Origin of the sequence: Pseudomonas sp. MWU13-3659 (assembly GCF_023757525.1) — a bacterium.
Classification (GTDB): Bacteria; Pseudomonadota; Gammaproteobacteria; order Pseudomonadales; family Pseudomonadaceae; genus Aquipseudomonas; species Aquipseudomonas entomophila_E.
In genome coordinates, this window is record NZ_JAMSHW010000019.1 from 61,016 (window position 1) to 82,742 (window position 21,727).

The window sequence follows — 21,727 nt, forward strand, 5'->3', positions numbered from 1 at the left end:
ACAGACAACCGCGATCCCTGTAGGAGCGGCCTTGTGCCGCGAAAGGGCTGCAAGGCAGCCCCAGAATTACCGGCTAGACCCCAACCCCAGCGGTTGTCCTCAACCTACCCTCGACCCGCCGCTTCAGCCGCCGCTGCTCCAACACCAGCCGCGCGCCCTTGGCCGCGCCACTGCGCCCCCAGTCCTCCAGCAACTCCAGGCAGGAATGGTCGATATAGCTCAGGTTGCCCAAAGGCACATGCAGCGTCGTCCCTTCCGGCACGGTCTCCAGCACCTGGGTCAGCGCCGGCACCTTGAGGAACGTCGCCGCCCCGCTCAGGCGCAGCTCCATGTGCCCCGGCGCGTCCAACGCCACCAGGTTGATCTTCAACCGCGCCGCCTTGAACGCCAGCTTCAGCAAGGTGAGGGCGAAGCCCAGCAACACACCGGTCAGCAGGTCGGTGAAGACGATCGCCAGTGCCGTGGCGGCATAGGTGAACATCGGCATTCGCCCATAGCGGCCCAGGCCGCGAAACGCCTTGAAGTCCACCAGCTTCACACCGGTGTACACCAGCACGCCCGCCAGGCTCGCCACCGGGATCTGCTGCAGCACGCTGCTCAACGCGACCACGAAGGCCAGCAACCACAAACCATGCAGAATCGCCGAAGCCCGGGTCTGCGCGCCGGCCTGCACATTGGCCGAGCTGCGTACGATCACCCCGGTCATCGGCAGCGCGCCGAGCACGCCGCAGAGCATGTTGCCGATGCCCTGCGCCGACAGTTCACGGTCGAAGTCCGAACGCTGGCCGCTGTGCATGCGGTCCACCGCGGCCGCGGACAGCAAGGTCTCGGCGCTGGCGATGAACGCGAGGGCGAAAGCTGCCACCAGCAGCGTTGGGTCGGCCAGCTTGAGCAGATCGTCCGGGCGTAGCCAGTCGATGGCTTGGGACAGATCGGCGGGTACCTGCACGCGATTGACCGGCAGCGCCAGCCACAGGCTGATGGCGGTCATCGCCGCGACCCCGAGCAATGCACCGGGGATGAAGCGCAGAGGTTGCGGGCGAAAGCGCTCCCAGGCCCACATGATGGCAATGGTGCCCAGGCCCAACGCGCCGGCCTGCCAGCCATTGCCCGCGCTTTCCAGCGGCAGGGCCGAAGCCAGCGTCGCCGGAAAACCCAGCAAGTTATCCACACCCGACGGTTGCGGGGCCGTGTCGAACATCACATGTACCTGGGACAGCACGATCAGCACACCGATGCCGGCGAGCATCCCATACACCACCGCTGGCGCGGTCACCCGGAACCAGCACCCCAACCGCAAGCGCCCGGCCAGCAGTTGCAGCAACCCCGCCAGCAACAGGATCGGCCCGAGCATGGCCATGCCATGCTGGCGCACCAGTTCGAACACCAGCACTGCCAGACCCGCCGCCGGGCCACTCACCTGCAGCGGCGAGCCCGCCAGGAAGCCCACCACGATGCCGCCGATGATACCGGTGATCAGCCCTTTGGCCGGGGGCATGCCGGAGGCGATGGCAATGCCCATGCACAACGGCAGGGCCACCAGGAACACCACCACCGAGGCCAGCAACTCACGCGGCAATGCCGCTTTGATCTGTGTCTTGTTCACCATGACGCTCCTTTCTCAAGTTCACGGCCATTCCTCTGGCCGCAGGCACGGGATCCCTGGATCGCGCGCAGGCGCGGGCCGCCAGCGAGCTTGCCGGCAAGGCGTCCAGGGAAATTCAAGGCAGGCGAAGACCGCGCCGCACCCATCGGGTGCAGCCGGCTATCAAGGTCGTTTCAGCGTGTTCGGGTCGCTTAGTAGCGGCCTCTCGGAGTAGCGGAGGGGATCGGCTCGCCTGCGGTCAGTGGCAGGAAGCGGTCACTGGCGGCATCGTAGGCTTCGATCTGGCTGGTTTCGATGTCGTAGATCCAGCCATGGATGTGCAACTGGCCAGCCGCCAGGCGCGAGGCGACCGAAGGGTGGGTGCGCAGGTGGTGCAGCTGGGCGATGACGTTCTCTTTGGTCAGCAGCTGCATGCTTTCGTGCTCGCTGCCGCAGGAGCAGTTGTCCTCGATCACGGTGCGCGCCACTTCGGCATGGCGCAGCCAGGCGGAAACGGTCGGCATCTTGTCCAGCGAGTGCGGGTTGAGCACCGCGCGCATCGCGCCGCAGTCGGAGTGGCCGCAAACGATGATGTGATGCACGCCCAGCGCCAGCACGGCGTATTCGATGGCGCTGGAGACACCACCATTCATCTGGCCATACGGCGGTACGACGTTGCCGACGTTACGGGTGACGAACAGGTCGCCTGGCGAGCTCTGGGTGATCAGCTCGGGGACGATGCGCGAGTCGGCGCAGGTGATGAACATGGCCCGCGGCTTTTGCGCGGTGGCCAGCTTCTTGAACAGCTCCTGCTGCTCGGGGAAGACTTCGGTGTGGAACCGCAGGAAGCCGTCGACGATATGCTTCAGGGCGGCATCGGCGCTTTCGGCGGGTGCGGCCGGGACAACCTTGGATGGGTCCTTGATGGGCATGATTCATCCTCTTGACGGTTTGAAGGTAAGTTCCAGTTTACCGGGGAAAGATTCTGGCTATGCGGGGATTTAGATGACGCGCACAGGCAAATGATCACAGTCGCTGTGGACTGGATTCCTACGCTAGCGGAGAAATCTTAACTGAAACTTAATTCCGGAGGCTCTAGAACGGGCGTTCCAGAAGATCTTGGCGGGCTTTCGATAATAGCAAAATTACATCAGGTGCCAAGAGGCATGAGTGAAAATAATGGCGTCGATTAGCCTGGCTGAACATAGCGAGGCCGCTCTCGCTTGACCAGGGCGATGGCCGGCAAATCCGCTTTCAACCGCTCTACTACGAGCTTTCAGACAAACAACATGTCGCTGTTCCGATTTATTTAAAGCACTTTGCCAGTATAGGATGCGCCCCCTTTTACAAATGCCAGACACGGATCGTCATGCCCCGCAGTACCGCCTTTGCTCGTGCCACCCTACTGACCTGCCTGTTTTGCTCCACCGCACTGCATGCCGACCCCCACCGCGCCGAACTGCTGGATGTCTATCGCCATGCAGTGGAGCAGGACGCCCGCCTGAGCGCCGCCCGCCACGAGTACCAGGCACTGAGTGAGCGCGTGCCGCAAGCCCGGGCAGGCCTGCTGCCCAGCCTCAATGCCGGGGCCACCTTCGAAAGCACTCGCCTGCAGCGTGACGAGCCCGCCCTTACCCGCACCCGCAGTGGCATGGTCTACCAGGCCAACCTCAACCAGCCCCTGCTGCGCCTGGATCGCTGGTATGCACTCAAGGCCGCCGAGGCCGGCACGGCCCAGGCAGGCCTGGAGCTGGCGTCGAAAGAGCAGGCGCTGATCCTGCAAACCGCCGAAGCCTATTTCGACACCCTGCGCGCACTTGATGCGCTGGCCGCCTCGAAGGCCGAGGAAAAAGCGCTCGCACGCCAGCAGGAGCAAGCCCAAGGGCGATTGCACAATGGCGCCTCGAGCATCACCGATGTACTCGATGCGCAGGCCGCCTTCGACAACGCCAGCGCCAACCGCAAGCTGGCGCAACGCAAGGTCGAGGACGCCTTCGAGGCGCTCCAGCGCCTCACGCGCCAGGACTACGCGCAAATCGCTGGCATTGCCCATCAGTTGCCGGTCCAGCCGCCGATACCCAACGACGCCAGCACCTGGGTCAACCAGGCGGTGCAAGGCAATCTCGCGCTACTGGCCAGCGGTCAGGCAGTCGATGCCGCCGAACAGGCCAACCGTCAGCGTAAGGCCGGGCATGCCCCGACCCTCGATGCCGTGGCGTCCTACCGCAAGGGCGACAACGATCGCTTCGGCTACAGCAACCCCACCGATTTCGGCCGCAACGGTTACCGCGACGACATCGCCCAGGGCACCCTGGGCCTTGAATTGAACATCCCGCTCTATGCTGGCGGGCTGACCAGCTCGCAGGTACGCGAAACGCGCGAGCGTCTGGCCCAGAGCGAGGACGAGCGCGAAGATCGCCGCCGCGAAGTGGTACTGCAAACCCGCAACCTGCACCGCGCGGTCAATGCCGACGTAGAGCAGGTGCAGGCACGCCAGCAGAGCATTCGCTCCAGCCAGGCATCGCTCAAGGCCAACCAGGTGGGCCGGGCGATCGGCTCGCGCAACACCGCCGACGTGCTCAACGCCGAACGCCAGCTGTACCGGGCCGTGCGCGAGTACAACGACGCCCGCTACGACTACATCATCGATTCGCTCAAGCTCAAGCAGGCTGCCGGCAGCCTGGCCCCCCAGGACCTGCTCGACCTCTCCCACTACCTGAGCCGCGACTACGACCCGGACCGCGATTTCCTGCCACCCGAGGCCAGGGCCAGGCAGTCTGCCACCAGTTAAACAATCGAGTGAAATATCAATCATTCGATGATGGCAAAATGATTACAAATTCTTTCCAAGTACGCTAACCTACTGAAATAGGTAGCTTTACCAGGCCGTTCGGCCTGCATGGACGCGTTATGAGTGAACACCCAACAGACACCCCGGACACCGGGCTGATCTGCCTGCTGATGCTGGCCCGTTTCCACAACGTGGCGGCTTCCGGCGAACAGCTGGCCCACGAATTCACCGATGGCCAGCAAGCCTTCACCACCCCTCAACTGCTGCTGGCTTCGCGCAAGCTCGGCCTCAAGGCCAAGTGCGTCGACACCCATCCCCAGCGCCTGGCGCATACACCACTGCCGGCAATCGCCGCAGACCGAGACGGCGGCTTCTTCATCATCGCCCGCATGGACCAAGGCAAGGTGCTGATCCAGGATCCACGCGCCGAACGGCCCCAGGTCATCGACCTGGCCGCCCTGGAACAGCGCTGGAGCGGCGAGTTGCTGCTGGTTCGCAGCGAATCGTCGGTAGCCGGCGAAACCTCGCGCTTCGACTTCACCTGGTTCATCCCGGCCATCGTCAAGCACCGCAAGCTGCTCGGCGAAGTGACCCTGGTGTCCTTCGTGCTGCAGATCTTCGCCCTGCTGACACCGCTGTTCTTCCAGGTGGTGATGGACAAGGTCCTGGTGCACCACGGCCTGACCACCCTGGACGTGATCGCCATCGGCCTGCTCGGCATCATGCTGTTCGAATCCGCCTTGAGCGGCCTGCGCAGCTTCGTCTTCGCCCATACCGCCAGCCGCATCGACGTCGAACTGGGCTCACGCCTGTTCCACCACCTGATCCACCTGCCGCTGGCCTACTTCCAGGCGCGCCGGGTCGGCGACTCGGTGGCGCGGGTGCGCGAGCTGGAGAACATCCGCAACTTCCTCACCGGCAACGCCATCACCCTGGTGATGGACGTGCTGTTCTCGGTGGTGTTCATCGCCGTGATGTTCTACTACAGCGGCTGGCTGACCTTGGTGGTGGTGGCGTCGCTGCCGCTCTACGCGCTGGTTTCGCTGCTGATCACACCGGTGCTGCGCCAGCGCCTGCAGGACAGCTTCAACCGTGGCGCCGAGAACCAGGCGTTCCTGGTCGAGACAGTCAACGGCATCGACACCCTCAAGTCGATGGCCGTCGAGCCGCAAGTCCTGCGGCGCTGGGACAACCAGCTGGCGGCCTATGTCGCCGCGGGCTTCAAGACCCAGACCCTGTCGACCCTGGCCAACGAAAGCGTCGGCCTGATCGGCAAGCTGGTGACCGTCGCCACCCTCTGGCTCGGCGCGCGCCTGGTGATCGACGGCCAGCTCACGGTCGGCGAACTGATCGCCTTCAACATGCTGGCCGGGCGCGTGGCCCAGCCGATCATGCGCCTGGCCCAGTTGTGGACCAGCTTCCAGCAGACCGGCGTGTCGGTGCAGCGCCTGGGCGACATCCTCAACACCCGCACCGAGCTGTCGTCCTCGGCCCGTAGCGCGCTGCCGCCGTTGCAAGGTGGCATCGAGTTCGACCAGGTGCATTTCCGCTACCGTGCCGACGGTTCGGAGATCCTGCGCGGGGTCAGCCTGCGCATCGAGCCGGGCGAAGTGATTGGCGTGGTTGGCCGCTCCGGTTCCGGCAAGAGCACCCTGACCCGCCTGCTGCAGCGGCTGTATGTGCCCGAACGCGGCCGGGTGCTGGTCGACGGCATGGACCTGGCCCTGGCCGATGCGTCCTCGCTGCGCCGGCAGATCGGCGTGGTGCAGCAGGACAACCTGCTGTTCAACCGCAGCATCCGCGAGAACATCGCCCTGGCCGACCCCGGCACCCCGCTGGAAACCGTCATGCAGGCGGCCCGCCTGGCCGGTGCCCACGACTTCATCCTCGAACTCGCCGAAGGCTACGACACGATGGTGGGCGAGCACGGCGCCTCGCTCTCGGGCGGGCAACGCCAACGCATCGCCATTGCCCGGGCGCTGATCGGCGACCCGCGCATCCTGATCTTCGACGAAGCCACCAGCGCGCTGGACTACGAGTCCGAACGCATCATCCAGCAGAACATGCGTTCGATCTGCCAGGGGCGCACGGTGATCATCATCGCCCACCGCCTGTCCGCCGTGCGCGATGCCAACCGCATCGTCGTGGTGGACCGCGGCCAGATCGTCGAACAAGGCAGCCACGCCGAACTGCTCGCGCACCAGGCCGGGCACTACGCCAGGCTGCACCGCCTGCAACAGGGCTGATCCTCTCACCACCTCATACCAAGGAGAGGCCATGTCCGCCTATTCCAGCCTCTGGCAGCGCTACCGCGAGGCCTGGCAGCACGCCTGGCGTCAACGCAAGGCGCTCGACGCGCCCCTGCGCGCCGCCCACGAAATCGAGTTCCTGCCCGCCGCCCTGGCCCTGCAAGAGCGTCCACCGCACCCGGCGCCGCGGGTGTTCGTCTGGAGCATCATGGGCTTTGCCGCCCTGGCCCTGCTGTGGGCCTGCCTCGGTCATGTCGACGTGGTCGCGGTGGCCACGGGCAAGGTGGTGCCGAGCGGGCGCACCAAGCTGGTGCAGCCCAGCGAGACCGCGGTGGTCAAGGCCATCCACGTCAGCGATGGCCAGCGGGTGAAGGCCGGCGAATTGCTGCTCGAGCTCGACCCGACCACCGCCGACGCCGATGTGCGTCGCAGCGAAAGCGAACTGCTGGCTGCGCGCATCGACGTGGCGCGCAGCAGCGCGATGCTCCAGGCCATCGCCAGCGGCCAGCCACCGCAGGGGCTGCAAGGCGACATCGAGCACGCCGACGCGCTGCAGGTGCAGGATGCCGAACGCTGGCTGCAGGGGCAGTACCAGGAGTATCGCAACAACCTCGACCAAGTCGATGCCGAGATCCAGCAGCGCGGCGCCGAGATCCAGGCCGCCCAGGTGCAGGTGGCGAGCCTGCGCAAGACCCTGCCGATCGCCACGCAGCTGGCCCGGGACTACCAGAACCTGCTGGAGCAGCAGTACGTGGCCCGCCACGAGTACCTCGACAAGGAACAGGCCCGCCTCGACCTGGAGCGCCAGCTGCAGGTGCAGCAAGCCAGCGTGCTGCAGTCGACCGCCGCGCAGTCCGAGGCCCGCCGCCGCCGCGAGGGCGTGGTGGCCCAGGCCCGGCGCAGCCTGCTCGACCTGCAGCAGACCGCCGGGCAGAAGGTCGCCAGCCTGCGCCAGGAGCTGGCCAAGGCGCGCTACCAGGAAGCCCGCACGCAACTGCTGGCCCCGGTCGACGGCACCGTCCAGCAACTGGCGGTGCACACCGTCGGTGGCGTGGTCACCCCTGCCCAGGCACTGATGGTCATCGTGCCCGGCGATCAGCCGGTGGAGGTCGAGGCACTGCTGGAGAACAAGGACGTCGGCTTCGTCCAGGTCGGGCAGGCGGTGACGGTCAAAGTCGAAACCTTCACCTACACCCGCTACGGCACCGTGCAAGGCGAAGTGCTGAGCGTGTCGCGCGACGCCATCGAGGATGAACGCCGCGGGCTGGTGTACAGCAGCCGCATCCGCCTGGCCAGCGACCACCTGCAGGTCAACGGCCAGGCCGTGGCGCTGACGCCGGGCATGGCGGTAAGCGCCGAGATCAAGACTGATCAGCGGACGGTGATCGATTATTTCCTGAGCCCGTTGCAACAGCATGCGCAAGAGAGTTTGCGGGAACGGTAGTGCTTGAGGCCTGGGCTGGTTTATCCAGAATCCGAGAAAATCCATTAAACATCAAAGTACGCCCAATATGGCAACCCAGGAATCACTCCAATGACGCCTGCCCGATTAATCCCAATAGTTTTCTTGTATCTTTTTTCCAATGCCAGCATCGCCTGTACGTTTCATGACACTCGTAACAACGCCGTCTACGAATTGAAGCTGTCAGAGGCTGAATGCCGTACGATCTCGTATATTGATGGGCCCATCATCCCGATGCGCCTCAGCTACCCAGAAGGTAAAGTCGTTGACTCGGCATGGCGGGGAGAGACCATTGACCTCCTTCTATACCATGTCGACTCGACGCATCGGTTAGACCGCATGCTTGACGGGGTCTCTTACATCCGAAGCATCGGCGACCTGGATGTCTATAAAGACTCGAGCGAAGAATTTTATCTGCTCAGGGGTAGTGATAGCGCGCGCATCTTTATCAAAGAACGCGGCTATACGTGGCTTGCGAAGCGCATGTATAGCGGGGTGTTGATCCAGTATCAATACGACCGCCGAGTCACGAACTTTGCAACCATTGACAATCTCATAATGGCTGCGCTCGAGCACATGCTCGGGCGCCAGGGTGAACAATGATTACGCTCATATCATACCGCCGCCCCAGCATTCTAAATCCAGTTTGTTTTTTGCTGGCGGCTTGTCTACCCCTTACTGTTATCGCCGACTGCCGGCCAAACGTGGGTCCTGCGCCGTCCCGCTTGGCGCACCTTGAGCTGAGTGATCAAGAGTGCAGGACACTCGAACGAATGGGATCGCCACAAATTTTTATGACATTGGACTTCCCAACGGGCGAGGTCGTTGAGCAAACCCCGCGTAACCGAAAGATCAGAGTCCGCATTCGTGAGGCCGGTCCATATTTCAATTTGATGGCCGCGTTCGCAACACTTAAGCCAACACGCGAGGAACCTGGCATTACGATATATGGCAGCGATGACGATGCCACCTATCTTTTGACGGGGTCCGACGGTGAAAAATTTTACGTGACAGCCATCGTGGAGACCTGGGTAGCCCATAGGACTTACAAGGGGCTGGACGTGAACTATCAATACAGTCGAAACATAAAAAACTTTAAACAAATGGACGATGCGGTGCTCAAGCTTCTGAACAGAGTTTTCATCAACACCCAGGAGTAGAAAACACACATAACATGATTAGGCTTCTTATCGCCGATCAGGGAGCGCGCCAGCGCAAACTCACTCATCTGCGAGAATCCTCTCGTACGCACTCAAATTAAGGTTAAAGGATGAACATGATAAACATGACAGCTGAGCAGCTGTCAGAACTCACACGCCTGCGCGATAGCAAACGCTACCCCGACATGTATCGCTATATGCTCGAGGTCGTGACTACGCAAAAAACTATCACTCACGATGCTCAAGCGCTAGACGATTTGACTACTGCTCAGACGTGGTTGAATGTAGCTATCAGCGTCAACTCGAATGATGGTCAGTTTCCAAACCAGATGGTCCGCGGGTCAATGCAGTTCGCGGCGGCAAGTAAAGGTAAACCTCTTTCCGACACTGAATTTCAAAAAGGCTCCGATAAGCTCGCCTGGAATATTGCGGACAGTATCATCAAAAATGGTGGTTTCCCCCCGATCAACGACATCATGAAGGATGATCGGGATATGACTGTCGATGCGTTTGGCCTCGAATCATGGCAATGGCCTGGCACCATCGCCGATACCTTCCCCCCTCTGCTGGGAGGTCTCAACCGCGAGGTTTCGACCATCCCGGGCCAAGGCGAAACCTACGCAAAGCACCTCAGGCTCGCTGTCATGCAGAACCTCGCCGGGGTCAGTCGGTACATTTCCAGCTTCACCGAATTGGACATGCTTCCCGCATGGAAATATGCCAATGAGCTAAGGCGCTTCGCTGCGGACAACACCTACAAGATGTTCCAGTGGTTCGGTGCCGGTGACGACACTCCCGTCCAGCCCGATACCAACCAGTCGATCCAGATCCACATCGACGCCTCGCCCAAGCCACAGCAACACATCCAGGGCGAAGACCAGGCACGCCAGGACGTGAGCAACGGCTACGTGCAGAACGCCGCGACCCACAACGTGTTCGCCCTCGGCGGCATTCTCAACAAGACCGACTTCGCCTCCACGCAAATGGCCAGCCTGACCTCCGGCGGCATCCGCCCTGGCGAAATGCAACTGGACCCGAACGCCCGCCCCAACAGCCACCTGTCGAAGTTCTACCTCGACCAGCCAAGCACCAGCAGCTTCGATTTCAGCCTGCGCAACGCGGTGACCCTCAACGGCCTGTCGGCCATGACCACCCGCAACACCTACGTCGACCCACTGCTGCTCGACCTGGGCGGCGAAGGCGTGCGCATGACCGACTTGAGCGATGCGGTGCTGTTCGACACCGACCACAGCGGCACGCTCAAGCGCAGCGCCTGGGCCGACCGCAAGACCGGCATGCTGGTGATCGACGACGGCAGCGGCCAGGTCAAGGACGTCAGCCAGATGTTCTCCGAGTACTACAAGGGTAAGGCCGGTGTGAACGGCGCGGCTGGCGAGGCCCGCTTCAAAGACGGCTTTGCCGCGCTGGCCAGCGAGGATGGCAACGGCGATGGCATCATCGATGCCCGTGACCCGATCTGGAACCAGCTGCGTGTGTGGGTGGATGCCAGCCATGACGCCCGTGTCGACGGCGGTGAGCTGAAGACCCTGGCCGAACTGGGCATCACCCAGATCAACGTGCGCGCCGCTGGCACGCCGGGCGAGACCCGCGATGGCAGCCGTGTGCTGGCCCGGAGTTCGTTCACGATCGGCGGCGCCAGCCGGGAAGCGTTGGCCGTGGACTTCCTGGGCGACCCGGTAAGCAGCACCACCACCCGCCAGGGCGATGGCATCCGCGTGGTCTCCAGCAGCGACGGCGCCACCACCATCGCCTACAGCAGCACCAGCAACCAGGGCGAACAGCTGGACGCCACGACCCTTGGGGTGAACAACCTGTATGGCGGCAGCGGCAACGACCAACTCACTGCGGCGGCCGGCGGCAGCTGGCTGGTCGGTGGTGCTGGCAGCAATACCTACATCGGCGGTGCCGGCGACGACGTCTTCGTCATCAGCGCCAGCGACAACCCACAGAACATCCACGGCAACGGTGGCCGCGACACGGCGCTGATCGTCGGTGACCAGGGCGTAGAGCTGAACATGGCCAAGGCCGGGCTGACCATTGCCCAGGGCGGTCGCGGCGACGATGTGATCCGCAGCGGCGGTGGCGCTGGCGTGTTCATCAAGGGCGGGGAGGGCAATGCCACCCTGATCGGCGGCGCCGGCAACGATGTACTGGTCGGCGGCAGCGGCCACAACACGCTTATCGGCGGCAGCGGCAAGGCGGTGATCTATGCCGGGCCCAACGGCGACCTGATCTACGCGTCCGCAGGCGGCAGCATCATCCACGCTGGTGGCGGCAACGATGTCATACACGGCGGTGCGGCTGACGATGTGATCGAGGTCGGTCACGGCAACGCGCAGATCGACGGCGGCGGCGGCACCAACCTGGTCACCCTGCACGGCAAGTACGGTGAGTACCGCATCACCCATACCAGCAACGGCTACCAGGTAGCCGACAACGTGACCGGTCGCGACGGTACCGTGCAACTGCGCAATATCCAGAAGCTCAACTTCGCCGATATTTCCGCCGTCGACCTGTCCACCCCCAACGCCATGCCGGTGGCCGATGTGCTGCGCCTGGACAAGGACGGCCAGCGTTTCGACCGCCAGCGCACGCACCTGGTCGCCGCCTCCAGCCTGCTGGCCAACGACCTGCTGCTCGACAGCAAGGGCGGCCTGCGCATCGACAACGTCGGCGATGCCACCGGCGGCTCGGTCAGCCTCACCGCCCAAGGTGACGTGCTGTTCACCCCGCTGGCCGGCTACACCGGCATGATGGGCTTCAAGTACGGCATCATCGATGCCCAGGGCAACAAGTCGGCCTCGGTGGTCGACCTGGGCAGCGGCCAGACCGCGCCGATGCGCGCCAGCGTGACCCTGCTCGACGCTAACATGCCGGATGACCCGCTGGCCGCGCAGCAGTGGTACCTGAGCGACACCAACGTGCTGCCGGTATGGCACGACTACACCGGCAAGGGCGTGCGCATCGCCATGTTCGAGCCCGGTGGCGAGTTCGCCACGGCGCCGGAAATCTTCGACATCCAGCACCCGGACCTGGCCGCCAACGTCGACCAGGCCTGGCTCAAGACCCAGCGCGACAAAGGCGTGCTGCCAGAACTGGCCTCCAACCACGCGACCATGGTCGCCGGAGTGATGGTGGCCGGGCGCAACGACCAGGGCGGCGTGGGCGTGGCCTATGGCGCCAAGCTCAGCGGCTTCTACCTGGCCAACAAGGGCGACGACCTGACCGGCCTGGGCAACATGGTCAACTACGATGTCGCCAACCACAGCTGGGGCTTCCAGAACGACTTCGCCATCAGCAACCTGCAGAACGGCGCCATCGACACCGCCAGCGCCCTGGCGGCCAACGCCCGCTATGCCGCGCACAACGGTCGCGGCGGCCTTGGCACGGTGATCGTCACCGCAGGCGGCAACCAGCGCGCCCACGGCGGCAGCGCCCAAGGCTCGCTGACCAACAACAACCGCTTCTCGATCGAGGTGGGCGCGATCAACGCCCAGGGCGACCTGTCGACCTTGCAGATCGGCTCGACGCCGTTCTCCAACCCCGGCGCCAGCCTGCTGGTTTCGGCCCCGGGCAGCAACGTGCTGTCCACCAGCCGCCTGGTGGAGACCGAACGCGGCTCGACCTTCGGCAACGACTACACCAGCATGCAAGGCACCAGCTTCGCCGCGCCGATCGTCTCCGGCGTGGCCGCACTGATGCTCGAAGCCAACCCCAACCTGGGCTACCGCGACGTGCAGCAGATCCTTGCGCTGTCGGCCCGCCGGGTCAACGACAGTGCTACCCGCTGGGACGACAACGGCGCGCGCAACTGGAACGGCGGCGGCATGCACACCAGCCACGATTACGGCTTCGGCGAAGTGGACGCCCGCGCCGCGGTGCGCCTGGCCGAAAGCTGGATGACCCGCAGCACCGGCGCCGACGAAAGCGTGTTCAGCGCCAGCAGCGGTGCCCTGGGCAAGACCCTGGCCGGTGGCGGCAGCCTGAGCAGCTCGGTGCAGATGGATGCCGGGCTGAACGTCGAGCACGTGGAAATCGACCTGGATGCCAGCGTCGGCCGCCTTGGCGACCTCACGGTCACCCTGGTATCGCCCGACGGCACCCGCAGCATCCTGCTCGACCGCACCGGCAAAGTGCCGCAAGGCATGGCCGGGGCCAGCGACAGCGACGTCGGCAGCACACGCTCCGGCGCCTTCAAGTACAGCTTCATGAGCACCCGCGACTGGGGCGAACGCTCGGCCGGCACCTGGACCCTCGAGGTCAAGGACGCCAGCAACGGCCAACCGGTGACCCTCAACAACTGGGCCCTGCGCCTGTATGGCAGCAAGGCCGGCGCGGACGACACCTACTTCTACACCGACGAGTACCTCAAGGCGGTGCAGGGCCAGGCCAGCCGCGGCGTGCTGGATGACGCCGGCAACGGCACCGCAGGCGGGCGCAATACGCTCAACGCCGCGGCGGTCAGCGGCGATGTCCAGGTCAACCTGGCCACCGGCGTGGCCAGCATCGGCGGCGCGGCGCTGACCTTGCGCAACCCGAACGGCGTGCACAACCTCATCAGCGGTGACGGCAACGACACCCTGGTGGCCGGCAACGCCGATGCCCTGCTCGACGGTGGCCGAGGCAACAACAGCCTGACCGGCGGCAGCGGCAAGGACTACTTCGTGGTCCATCGCCGCGAGGGCGGCCAGGACACCGTGCACCGCTTCGAGGCGGCGAAAGGGGAGGTCATCGACCTGGTCGGCTTCACCGGCAAGACCTTTGCCGACCTGGCCCTGCAGCAGCAGGGCGCGGATGTCCGCGTCGACCTGGGCAATGGCCAGCACATCTTGCTGAGCGGGCAGTCGCTGGGCAACATCAGCGCGGCAAACTTCCAGTTCCAGGACCGCTTCGTCGCCCCGGCCAACTATGTCGACAGCAGCCGGCCGATCGTGGACACCGGCACCGTCGCCGGCACCGTGGTGCTCAACGGCGGAGGCCAGGGCGTAAGCTTCAGCAGCGGCGCCGACGGCCAACTGGTCGCCGCGCTGGCCGGCAAGGTGTACAGCCACGACAGCGCCACCTCGGACCGCTTCGTCATCAGCCACCAGCTCAATGCCAGTGACTACCGCAATGCCTTGCGCGGCTTCCGTCATGGCATCGACAAGATCGACCTGAGCCAGGTCGGCGTCACCCGTTTCGAAGAGCTGAGCATCGCCCAGAAGAACCGTGGCACCATCAATGGCCTGTCGCAGATCCATGGTGTGGAACTGAGCACCAACGTGCTGCGTGGCGCGGCTCAGCCGGTCAACCTGGCCTACCTCGATGCCATCGAAGTGGCCCAGCTCGATGCCGGCGACTTCATCTTCGCCAGCGCCCACCTGCCGGTGGAAACCGGCCAGCCCGCGCTGCCGCCGACCCGCCTGCCGGGGATCGACCTGTCGCTGCCGGACCGAGTCAAGCCTATCGAGATCCCTGACCGGCTCACGCCGATCATCGAGCGGCCTGATATCAAGATTCCCGATACCCGGGTTCCGGACTTCAGCATTCCGGATCACCGGATCCCGGATCTGAACGACCTGCTCAATCGCGGCACGGACGACTGGCGCAAGCGCTTCGATGACCACCCGAGCGTACCGACCCGGCCGGTCGAGATCCCTGACATCCGGCCAACGCCCATCGAAATCCCGGAGGTCAGAATCCCTGACCGACCAGCGGTCGACCTGCGCCCAAGCACCGATATCGACTCGATCCTCGAAGAAGCGAGGCGCCGGCGCGAGCAGATCATGGCGGAAAGCGACCGCCGCATGGAGGAGATGCGCAAGCGCTTCGATGACCATCCGAGCGTACCGACCCGGCCTGTCGAGATCCCTGACATCCGGCCAACACCCATCGAAATCCCGGAGATCAGAATCCCTGATCGAACGGAGCTCGACCTGCATCCAAGCACCGATTCCGGCTCGCTCTACGAAGAATCGAAGCGCCGTTTCGAGGAACGCAAGCGCGAGCGGACCGAGCGTAATCCGGTGACACTGCCGGACATCAAGCCGACAGTCATCGATCACCACGACTTCGAGGTCAAGGTGCCGGACATCGACACAAGCAGCGATTTCAAGCGTCCCAAGCCAGCCGACACCACGACTGCAACACGCCCCGTGGCCAGTACCGCGCCGGCCCAGGCCTACCAGCTGATCGCCGCGGGCCAGGCCTGGAGCGCCGGTTCGCTGGGCGGGTTGTTCGGTCAGGCATTGAAGGAGCAGGCACCCGTCTACCAGGTCAGCCTGGCCGACGGCTCGCCGCTGCCTGCCTGGATGAGCTTCGATCCCGCCCAGGCTTCGCTGACGGGAACACCGTTGGCCGGCCTCAACGCGATCTACGACATCAAGGTCAATGCCGGCAGCGAAGCCAGCGCCGTGCTGCACCTGATGGTCCAGCCGACGCTGCTGACCGTGCCGACGTTCGACAGCGTGACCCTGGCCGACGACCAGTACGCGGTGAACCTGAGCAACTCGTTCACCCAGGTGACCGCCAACGGCGGGCGCCATCTGGCGCTGCTGGGTAACGGCACCACGGCCACCTTGCTCGGCAAGGAAGACCAGCAGGTCTTCGCCGCAGGCTCCAGGGCCGAGGTGACCTTGGGCGACGGCAACAACACGGTCAAGGGCGGCGTCGACAAGCTGGTGGCCGGCCATGGCGACAACCTCGTCGAAACCACGGCCTCGTTCTCCAACCTCACGCTGGGCAATGGCCAGAACACCATCAAGGGCAAGATCGACAAGCTGGTGGTCGGCAATGGCGACAACCACATCGAAAGTTCGGGCTCATCCGCCAAGATCACCCTGGGCAACGGCCACAACACCGTCAAAGGCGAGGTCGGCAATCTGCTGGTCGGTGATGGCAACAACCAGATCGAAAGTTCGGGTTCGTTCGCCGAGATCACACTGGGTAACGGCCGCAACAGCGTCAAGGGTGCGGTGCGCAAACTGGTGGTCGGCGATGGCGACAACCACATCGAGTCATCCTCCTCGTTTGCCGACATCACCTTGGGCAAGGGCCACAACGACCTGGTCGTCACAGGCAGCATGAGCAACGTGACGGTCGGCGAAGGCCGTACCGAAGTCGCGTTCAAAGGCAACATGAGCACCCTGACCTTCGGCAAGCCCGTGTTGCCCGAACAGCTGTGGTTCCAGCACCAGGGCGATGACCTGCTGATCAGCCATATCGGCAGTGAACAGCAGGTCACCCTGGATGACTGGTACGCCAGCTCGCCTGCCCGGGCCGGCAACATTGTTGCCGGTAACGGCCAGCGCCTGTCGGACCGCGATGTCGAGCAACTGGTCCAGGCCATGGCGGCGTTCGCGCCGCCCGGCGCGGCAGCCACCAGCTTTGACGCGGCGCAGGCGCAAGCCTTGCAGCCGGTGCTCGCTGCCAACTGGCGCTAACGCTGATGCCTGGAGGCTTGCGAGCCTCCAGGTGACGGCATCCTGATCAAAACAACGCCATCTGCCCGCCTGGCGGGCAGAATGCGCTGCAATCCAGCTCCAACTCCTCCCGCCCTTCGAACCCCAGCCGTCTGGCCGCCTTGCGAAAGCGCTGCGCCAGCAATTCGGCGAACACCCCTTCACCGCGCATCCGCGCACCGAACCGACTGTCGTACAGCTCACCACCGCGGCTTTGGCGGATCAGGCTCAGCACATGGGCGGCGCGCTGTGGATGGTGATCCTGCAGCCACTGCTCGAACAGCGGCGCCACTTCCAGCGGCAGGCGTAACATCATGTACGCCGCGCTCTGCGCGCCGGCCTCCTTCGCCGCCTCCAGCAGGCGCTCCAGTTCACTGTCGTTGATCATCGGGATCATCGGCGAACACAGCACGCCCACCGGCACTCCCGCCTCGCGCAATACCCGGATCGCCCGCAGACGCGCCTTGGGCGCCGCCGCACGCGGCTCCAGCGTGCGCTTGAGTTCGTCGTCGAGGGTGGTGAGGCTGATCATCACCCGCGCCAGCCGCTGGCTGGCCAGTTCGCTGATGAGATCAAGGTCGCGCAGTATCAGCGAACCCTTGGTGACGATGGTCACCGGGTGGCGGTAGCGCAGCAGCACTTCGAGCAGGCGCCGGGTGAGTTGCTGCTCGCGCTCGATGGGCTGGTAGGGGTCGGTGTTGGAACCGAGGTTGATCGGCGCGCAGACATAGCCGGGCTTGCTCAGTTGCTGTTCGAGCACTTCGGCGGCGTTGGTCTTGGCGATCAGCTTGGTTTCGAAGTCCAGGCCGGGGGAGAGGTCCCAGTAGGCGTGGCTGGGGCGGGCGTAGCAGTAGATGCAGCCATGCTCGCAGCCGCGGTAGGGGTTGATGGAACGGTCGAAGGGCAGGTCGGGTGAGGTGTTGCGGGCGATGATGGTCTTGGCCGTCTCGATCCGCACCTCGGTGCCCTGGGTGGGCGGGACTTCCTGGTACCAGCCGTCGTCTTCGGCCACCGAGCGGCTTGGGGCGAAGCGATTGTGGGGGTTGGCGGCGGTGCCGCGACCACGGAGGGGGGCAGGGGTCATGGTGAAGGTCCCGATATACTGTATGGAAATACAGTATATCGGGTTCTTTCCGAAGGCCAGGACCGTCAGACGGATGAACGTTGCCGGTACCGGCCGCTTCGCCGGCAAGCCGGCTCCTACAGGTACAGCGCCGGTCGATGGATCAGCGCGGTCAGGGTAGGAGCCGGCTTGCCGGCGATAGCCCGCAAAGCGGGCCCGGGCTTACTCTGGCTTCTTCAGCTTCGGATTGGGAAAGAACTGCACGGTCTGCACCTTGGCCGGCGCTGCCTTCGGTTCCAGGTGGTTAACCCGGGTACCCAGCTCCTTGGGTACCGACAAGCCCTGTTCGTTCAGGGTGTCGGTGAACCCGCAGGCCACGCACTCACGGTGCGGCACGCCGTCCTCGTTCCACATCATCAGCTTGTCCATCTCGCTGCACGCCGGGCATACAGCCCCGGCGATAAAGCGTCGCTTGGTCTTGCTCACGGCTACCTCGCTCATGCCGCCGCGTCCTCGGAGAGACCGCAGTGGCGCAGCAATGCATCGATGGAAGGCTCACGGCCACGGAAGTCGACGAACAGCACCATCGGTTCACGGGAACCACCGCGAGCGAGGATGGCTTCGCGGAAGGCACGGCCCGTCTCGGCGTTCAGCACACCTTCTTCCTCGAAGCGCGAGAAGGCGTCGGCCGACAGCACTTCAGCCCACTTGTAACTGTAGTAACCCGCCGCGTAACCGCCGGCGAAGATGTGCGCGAAGCTGTTGGGGAAGCGGTTGTAGGCCGGCGGACGCATCACCGAGACCTCGTCACGCACACCTTCGAGCACCTGCAGCACGCCGCGGCCGTCGCCGTGGGTGGCGTGCAGCTCGAAGTCGAACAGCGAGAACTCCAGCTGGCGCACCATCATCATGCCGGACTGGAAGTTCTTCGCCGCCAGCATCTTGTCCAGCAGGTCCTGGGGCAGGGGCTCGCCGGTCTCGTAATGGCCGGAGATCAACGCCAGGCCGTCCGGCTCCCAGCACCAGTTCTCCATGAACTGGCTGGGCAGCTCCACCGCGTCCCAGGCCACGCCGTTGATGCCGGAAACGCCGGCATGCTCGATGCGGGTCAGCAGGTGGTGCAGGCCGTGGCCGAACTCGTGGAACAGGGTGGTGACTTCATCGTGGGTCAGCAGCGCAGGCTTGCCGGGCGTGGCCGGGGTGAAGTTGCACACCAGGTTGGCCACCGGGCTTTGCAGCGCGCCGGCGGCGGTGCGGCGATGGTCGCGGGCGCCATCCATCCAGGCACCGCCACGCTTGTTGGCGCGGGCATAGAGGTCGAAGAAGAAGCGGCCGACATGCTGGCCGTTTTCCTTGATCTCGAACAGGCGCACGTCCGGGTGCCAGCTGTCGAAGCCTTTGAGTTCGGCGATTTCGATGCCGTACAGGCGCTGGACGATGGCGAACAGGCCGGTCAGCACCTTGTCGATCGGGAAGTAGGCGCGCAGGGCTTCCTGCGACACGCTGTAGCGCTGCTCGCGCAGCTTCTCGCCGAAGTAGCCGGCGTCCCAGCTGGCCAGCTCCGGGGTGCCTTGCTCGGCGGCATAAGCCTTGAGCTGCTCCAGATCCTGGGCGGCGAACGGTTTGCTGCGCTTGGCCAGGTCACGCAGGAAGCTCAGCACCTGGTCGCTGGACTCGGCCATCTTGGTGGCCAGGCTCAGTTCGGCGAAGTTCTGGTAGCCCAGCAACTTGGCCAATTCCTGGCGCAGGTCGAGGATCTCTTCCATCACCGGGCCGTTGTCGAACTGACCGGCGTTCGGGCCCTGGTCGGAGGCACGGGTGCAGTAGGCGGCGTACAGCTCTTCGCGCAGGGCGCGGTCGCTGGCGTAGGTCATCACTGCGTAGTAGCTGGGGAACTCCAGGGTAATCAGCCAGCCGTCGAGGCCCTTGGCCTGGGCAGCGGCGGCCATCTGTGCCTTGGCCGAGTCGGTCAGGCCGGCAAGGGCGGCCTCGTCGGTGACGTGCTTGGTCCAGGCCTGGGTGGCATCGAGCAGCTGGTTGGAGAAGCGGCTGCCCAGCTCGCTGAGCTTGCTCTGCACTTCAGCGTAGCGCTGCTGCTTGTCGGCCGGCAGGTCGATGCCCGACAGACGGAAGTCGCGCAGGGCATGGTCGATGATGGTCTTCTGCGCGACGTCGAAACCGGCGGCTTCAGGGCTGGCGGCCAGGGCCTCATACGCTTCGAACAACGCGCGGTTCTGGCCCAGCTCGGTGGAATAGGCGCTCAGGGCCGGCAGGCACGACTCGTAGGCCTCGCGCAGCTCCTTGCTGTTGCACACCGCGTTGAGGTGGCTGACCGGGCTCCAGGCGGCGCCCAGGCGGTCGTTGAGCTCGTCCATCGCCAGCACCAGGCCAGCCCAGGTCGGGTTCTTGCCCTGCTGTTCGAGGATGTCGGCGATGGCCTTGCGGTTGTCGGCGAGGATCTGCTCGATCGCCGGCAGCACATGCTCGGCGCGGATTGCCGAGAAGGGCGGCAGATCATGGGACTGCAGCAGCGGGTTGTTCGCACTCACGGTTCGGGTACCTTGGCAGGAGAAACACAGGACCATCTTAATTACAATCGACGCCGACCGCAGCAGGCAGCCTGCCTATCGGCATTGCAGAGGAACACTATCATGGCCCTCCGGACCTTCCAGCAACACTCGCCGAAAGTGGGAGCACGGGCCTTCGTCGACCGTTCGGCGGTGGTCATCGGCGACGTCGAGATCGGCGCGGACAGCTCGATCTGGCCGCTGACCGTGGTACGGGGCGACATGCACCGCATCCGCATCGGCGCGCGCACCAGCGTGCAGGACGGCAGCGTATTGCACATCACCCACGCCGGCCCCTTCAACCCGGACGGTTTCCCGCTGATCATCGGCGACGAGGTGACCATCGGTCATAAAGTCATGCTGCATGGCTGTACCCTGGGCAACCGCATCCTGGTGGGCATGGGCAGCACGATCATGGACGGCGCCATCGTCGAGGACGAGGTGATCATTGGCGCCGGCAGCCTGGTACCACCGGGCAAGCGCCTGGTCAGCGGCTACCTGTACATGGGCAGCCCGGTGAAGCAGGTGCGCCTGCTGAGCGAGCAGGAACACGCGTTCTTCCCCTACAGCGCCGGCAACTACGTGAAGCTCAAGGACCAGCACCTGGCCGAAGGCTACGACCAACCGGAATAACCCATTCGCGGGCAAACCCGCTCCCACAGGCTTGCCCAGCCCCTGTAGGAGCGGGTTTACCCGCGAAGCAGTCGACCCAAGATTCGAGTGGAACCCCTACATGCACCAGCAGAACATCCTCTTCGACCTCGACGGCACCCTGACCGACCCGCGCTCAGGGATCACCCGTTCGATCCAGTACGCCCTGGCCAAGCTGGGCATCGACGAGCCCGACCTTGCCCGCCTCGAACACTTCATCGGCCCACCCTTGCTGCAGGCCTTCATGCAGTTCTACGGTTTCGACGAAGCCAAGGCGTGGCAGGCGGTGAACTTCTACCGCGAACGCTTCAAGGTGACCGGGCTGTACGAGAACCTGGTCTTCGACGGTGTGCCGGAGCTGCTGCAAGCCCTCAACGCCCAAGGCCGCACCCTGTACATCGCCACCTCCAAGCCGTGGGAATATGCCCGCGAAATCGCCCGGCATTTTGCCTTCGACCAGCACTTCAAGGTGATCTACGGCAGCGAACTGGACGGCACCCGCACCAACAAGGTCGAGCTGATTCGCCACCTGCTGGATGAAGAACGGCTGGACCCGGCGCAGACCCTGATGATCGGCGACCGCAAGCATGACCTGATCGGCGCTCGCAGCAATGGGTTGCAGGCAGTAGCGGTGGGATATGGGTTCGGCAGCCGAGAGGAACTGGAGGCCGAGGCGCCTGCGTTCCACTTCGAGACACTGGCCGCGTTGCACCAGGCGTTCATGCGCAACTGAGCCTTT

Annotated in this window: 13 protein-coding genes; 8 read left to right on the forward strand and 5 right to left on the reverse strand. The window is 64.4% G+C overall.

The genetic code is table 11. The features are described 5' to 3' along the window. Positions 1-73: 73 nt before the first annotated feature. Together NGM28_RS20765 and NGM28_RS20770 are read right to left on the reverse strand one after the other, a co-directional pair. Positions 74-1,609 carry a SulP family inorganic anion transporter gene (locus tag NGM28_RS20765; RefSeq protein WP_252091267.1) on the reverse strand — a complete coding sequence of 512 codons (1,536 nt, stop codon included), beginning with the start codon at positions 1,607-1,609 and terminating at the stop codon, positions 74-76. A gap of 188 nt (positions 1,610-1,797) precedes the next feature. Then, the gene (locus NGM28_RS20770; protein ID WP_213659026.1) at positions 1,798-2,517 is read right to left on the reverse strand and encodes a carbonic anhydrase; all 720 of its coding nucleotides are present in this window, start codon (positions 2,515-2,517) and stop codon (positions 1,798-1,800) included. A 437-nt stretch (positions 2,518-2,954) separates the two neighbouring features. Here NGM28_RS20770 and NGM28_RS20775 point away from each other — a divergent pair, with 437 nt between their 5' ends. The 6 genes from NGM28_RS20775 (at position 2,955) to NGM28_RS20800 (ending at position 16,689) form a co-directional block, all read left to right on the forward strand. After that, positions 2,955-4,376 (forward strand): TolC family outer membrane protein, encoded by a 1,422-nt coding sequence (locus tag NGM28_RS20775; RefSeq protein ID WP_252091268.1) that lies wholly within the window; start codon positions 2,955-2,957, stop codon positions 4,374-4,376. Between the two features lie 119 nt (positions 4,377-4,495). Next, positions 4,496-6,622 (forward strand): type I secretion system permease/ATPase, encoded by a 2,127-nt coding sequence (locus NGM28_RS20780; RefSeq protein WP_252091269.1) that lies wholly within the window; start codon positions 4,496-4,498, stop codon positions 6,620-6,622. A 31-nt stretch (positions 6,623-6,653) separates the two neighbouring features. Then, positions 6,654-8,069 (forward strand): HlyD family type I secretion periplasmic adaptor subunit, encoded by a 1,416-nt coding sequence (locus NGM28_RS20785; RefSeq protein ID WP_252091270.1) that lies wholly within the window; start codon positions 6,654-6,656, stop codon positions 8,067-8,069. 90 nt (positions 8,070-8,159) lie between these two features. After that, a complete protein-coding gene (locus NGM28_RS20790; RefSeq protein ID WP_252091271.1) occupies positions 8,160-8,690 on the forward strand; it encodes a hypothetical protein in 531 nt (176 codons plus the stop codon). A 170-nt stretch (positions 8,691-8,860) separates the two neighbouring features. After that, positions 8,861-9,247: a hypothetical protein gene (locus NGM28_RS20795; RefSeq protein ID WP_096049026.1), complete on the forward strand. Its 387-nt coding sequence runs from the start codon at positions 8,861-8,863 to the stop codon at positions 9,245-9,247. Between the two features lie 494 nt (positions 9,248-9,741). Continuing rightward, positions 9,742-16,689: an SPM autocatalytic domain-containing protein gene (locus NGM28_RS20800; RefSeq protein WP_252091272.1), complete on the forward strand. Its 6,948-nt coding sequence runs from the start codon at positions 9,742-9,744 to the stop codon at positions 16,687-16,689. 46 nt (positions 16,690-16,735) lie between these two features. On the opposite strand, the gene NGM28_RS20805 is transcribed toward NGM28_RS20800, so the two are convergent. From NGM28_RS20805 to prlC, 3 genes are all read right to left on the reverse strand, one after another. Continuing rightward, complete coding sequence (locus tag NGM28_RS20805) at positions 16,736-17,791, reverse strand: PA0069 family radical SAM protein (protein WP_252091273.1); 1,056 nt, start codon at positions 17,789-17,791, stop codon at positions 16,736-16,738. 201 nt (positions 17,792-17,992) lie between these two features. Further along, positions 17,993-18,271, reverse strand: coding sequence for a YheV family putative zinc ribbon protein (locus tag NGM28_RS20810; RefSeq protein ID WP_240064141.1), 279 nt, complete (start codon positions 18,269-18,271; stop codon positions 17,993-17,995). Continuing rightward, positions 18,268-20,319 (reverse strand): oligopeptidase A, encoded by a 2,052-nt coding sequence (gene prlC, locus NGM28_RS20815; RefSeq protein WP_252091274.1) that lies wholly within the window; start codon positions 20,317-20,319, stop codon positions 18,268-18,270. The genes NGM28_RS20810 and prlC overlap by 4 nt, the downstream gene beginning before the upstream one ends. Before the next feature lie 102 nt (positions 20,320-20,421). On the opposite strand from prlC, the gene NGM28_RS20820 reads away from it, so the two are divergent. Further along, complete coding sequence (locus NGM28_RS20820; protein WP_240064143.1) at positions 20,422-20,970, forward strand: gamma carbonic anhydrase family protein; 549 nt, start codon at positions 20,422-20,424, stop codon at positions 20,968-20,970. A 100-nt stretch (positions 20,971-21,070) separates the two neighbouring features. Continuing rightward, entirely contained in the window at positions 21,071-21,721 is a 651-nt protein-coding gene (locus NGM28_RS20825; protein WP_252091275.1) for an HAD family hydrolase, read from the forward strand. Positions 21,722-21,727 lie beyond the last annotated feature (6 nt).

Coding starts and splice junctions, on each gene's coding strand:
- NGM28_RS20785 (WP_252091270.1), top strand. CDS start 6,654: ATGTCCGCCTATTCCAGCCTCTGGCAGCGCTACCGCGAGGCCTGGCAG.
- NGM28_RS20795 (WP_096049026.1), top strand. CDS start 8,861: ATGGGATCGCCACAAATTTTTATGACATTGGACTTCCCAACGGGCGAG.
- NGM28_RS20775 (WP_252091268.1), top strand. CDS start 2,955: ATGCCCCGCAGTACCGCCTTTGCTCGTGCCACCCTACTGACCTGCCTG.
- NGM28_RS20780 (WP_252091269.1), top strand. CDS start 4,496: ATGAGTGAACACCCAACAGACACCCCGGACACCGGGCTGATCTGCCTG.
- NGM28_RS20800 (WP_252091272.1), top strand. CDS start 9,742: ATGACTGTCGATGCGTTTGGCCTCGAATCATGGCAATGGCCTGGCACC.
- NGM28_RS20805 (WP_252091273.1), bottom strand. CDS start 17,791: ATGACCCCTGCCCCCCTCCGTGGTCGCGGCACCGCCGCCAACCCCCAC.
- NGM28_RS20770 (WP_213659026.1), bottom strand. CDS start 2,517: ATGCCCATCAAGGACCCATCCAAGGTTGTCCCGGCCGCACCCGCCGAA.
- NGM28_RS20790 (WP_252091271.1), top strand. CDS start 8,160: ATGACGCCTGCCCGATTAATCCCAATAGTTTTCTTGTATCTTTTTTCC.
- NGM28_RS20820 (WP_240064143.1), top strand. CDS start 20,422: ATGGCCCTCCGGACCTTCCAGCAACACTCGCCGAAAGTGGGAGCACGG.
- NGM28_RS20765 (WP_252091267.1), bottom strand. CDS start 1,609: ATGGTGAACAAGACACAGATCAAAGCGGCATTGCCGCGTGAGTTGCTG.
- NGM28_RS20825 (WP_252091275.1), top strand. CDS start 21,071: ATGCACCAGCAGAACATCCTCTTCGACCTCGACGGCACCCTGACCGAC.
- NGM28_RS20810 (WP_240064141.1), bottom strand. CDS start 18,271: ATGAGCGAGGTAGCCGTGAGCAAGACCAAGCGACGCTTTATCGCCGGG.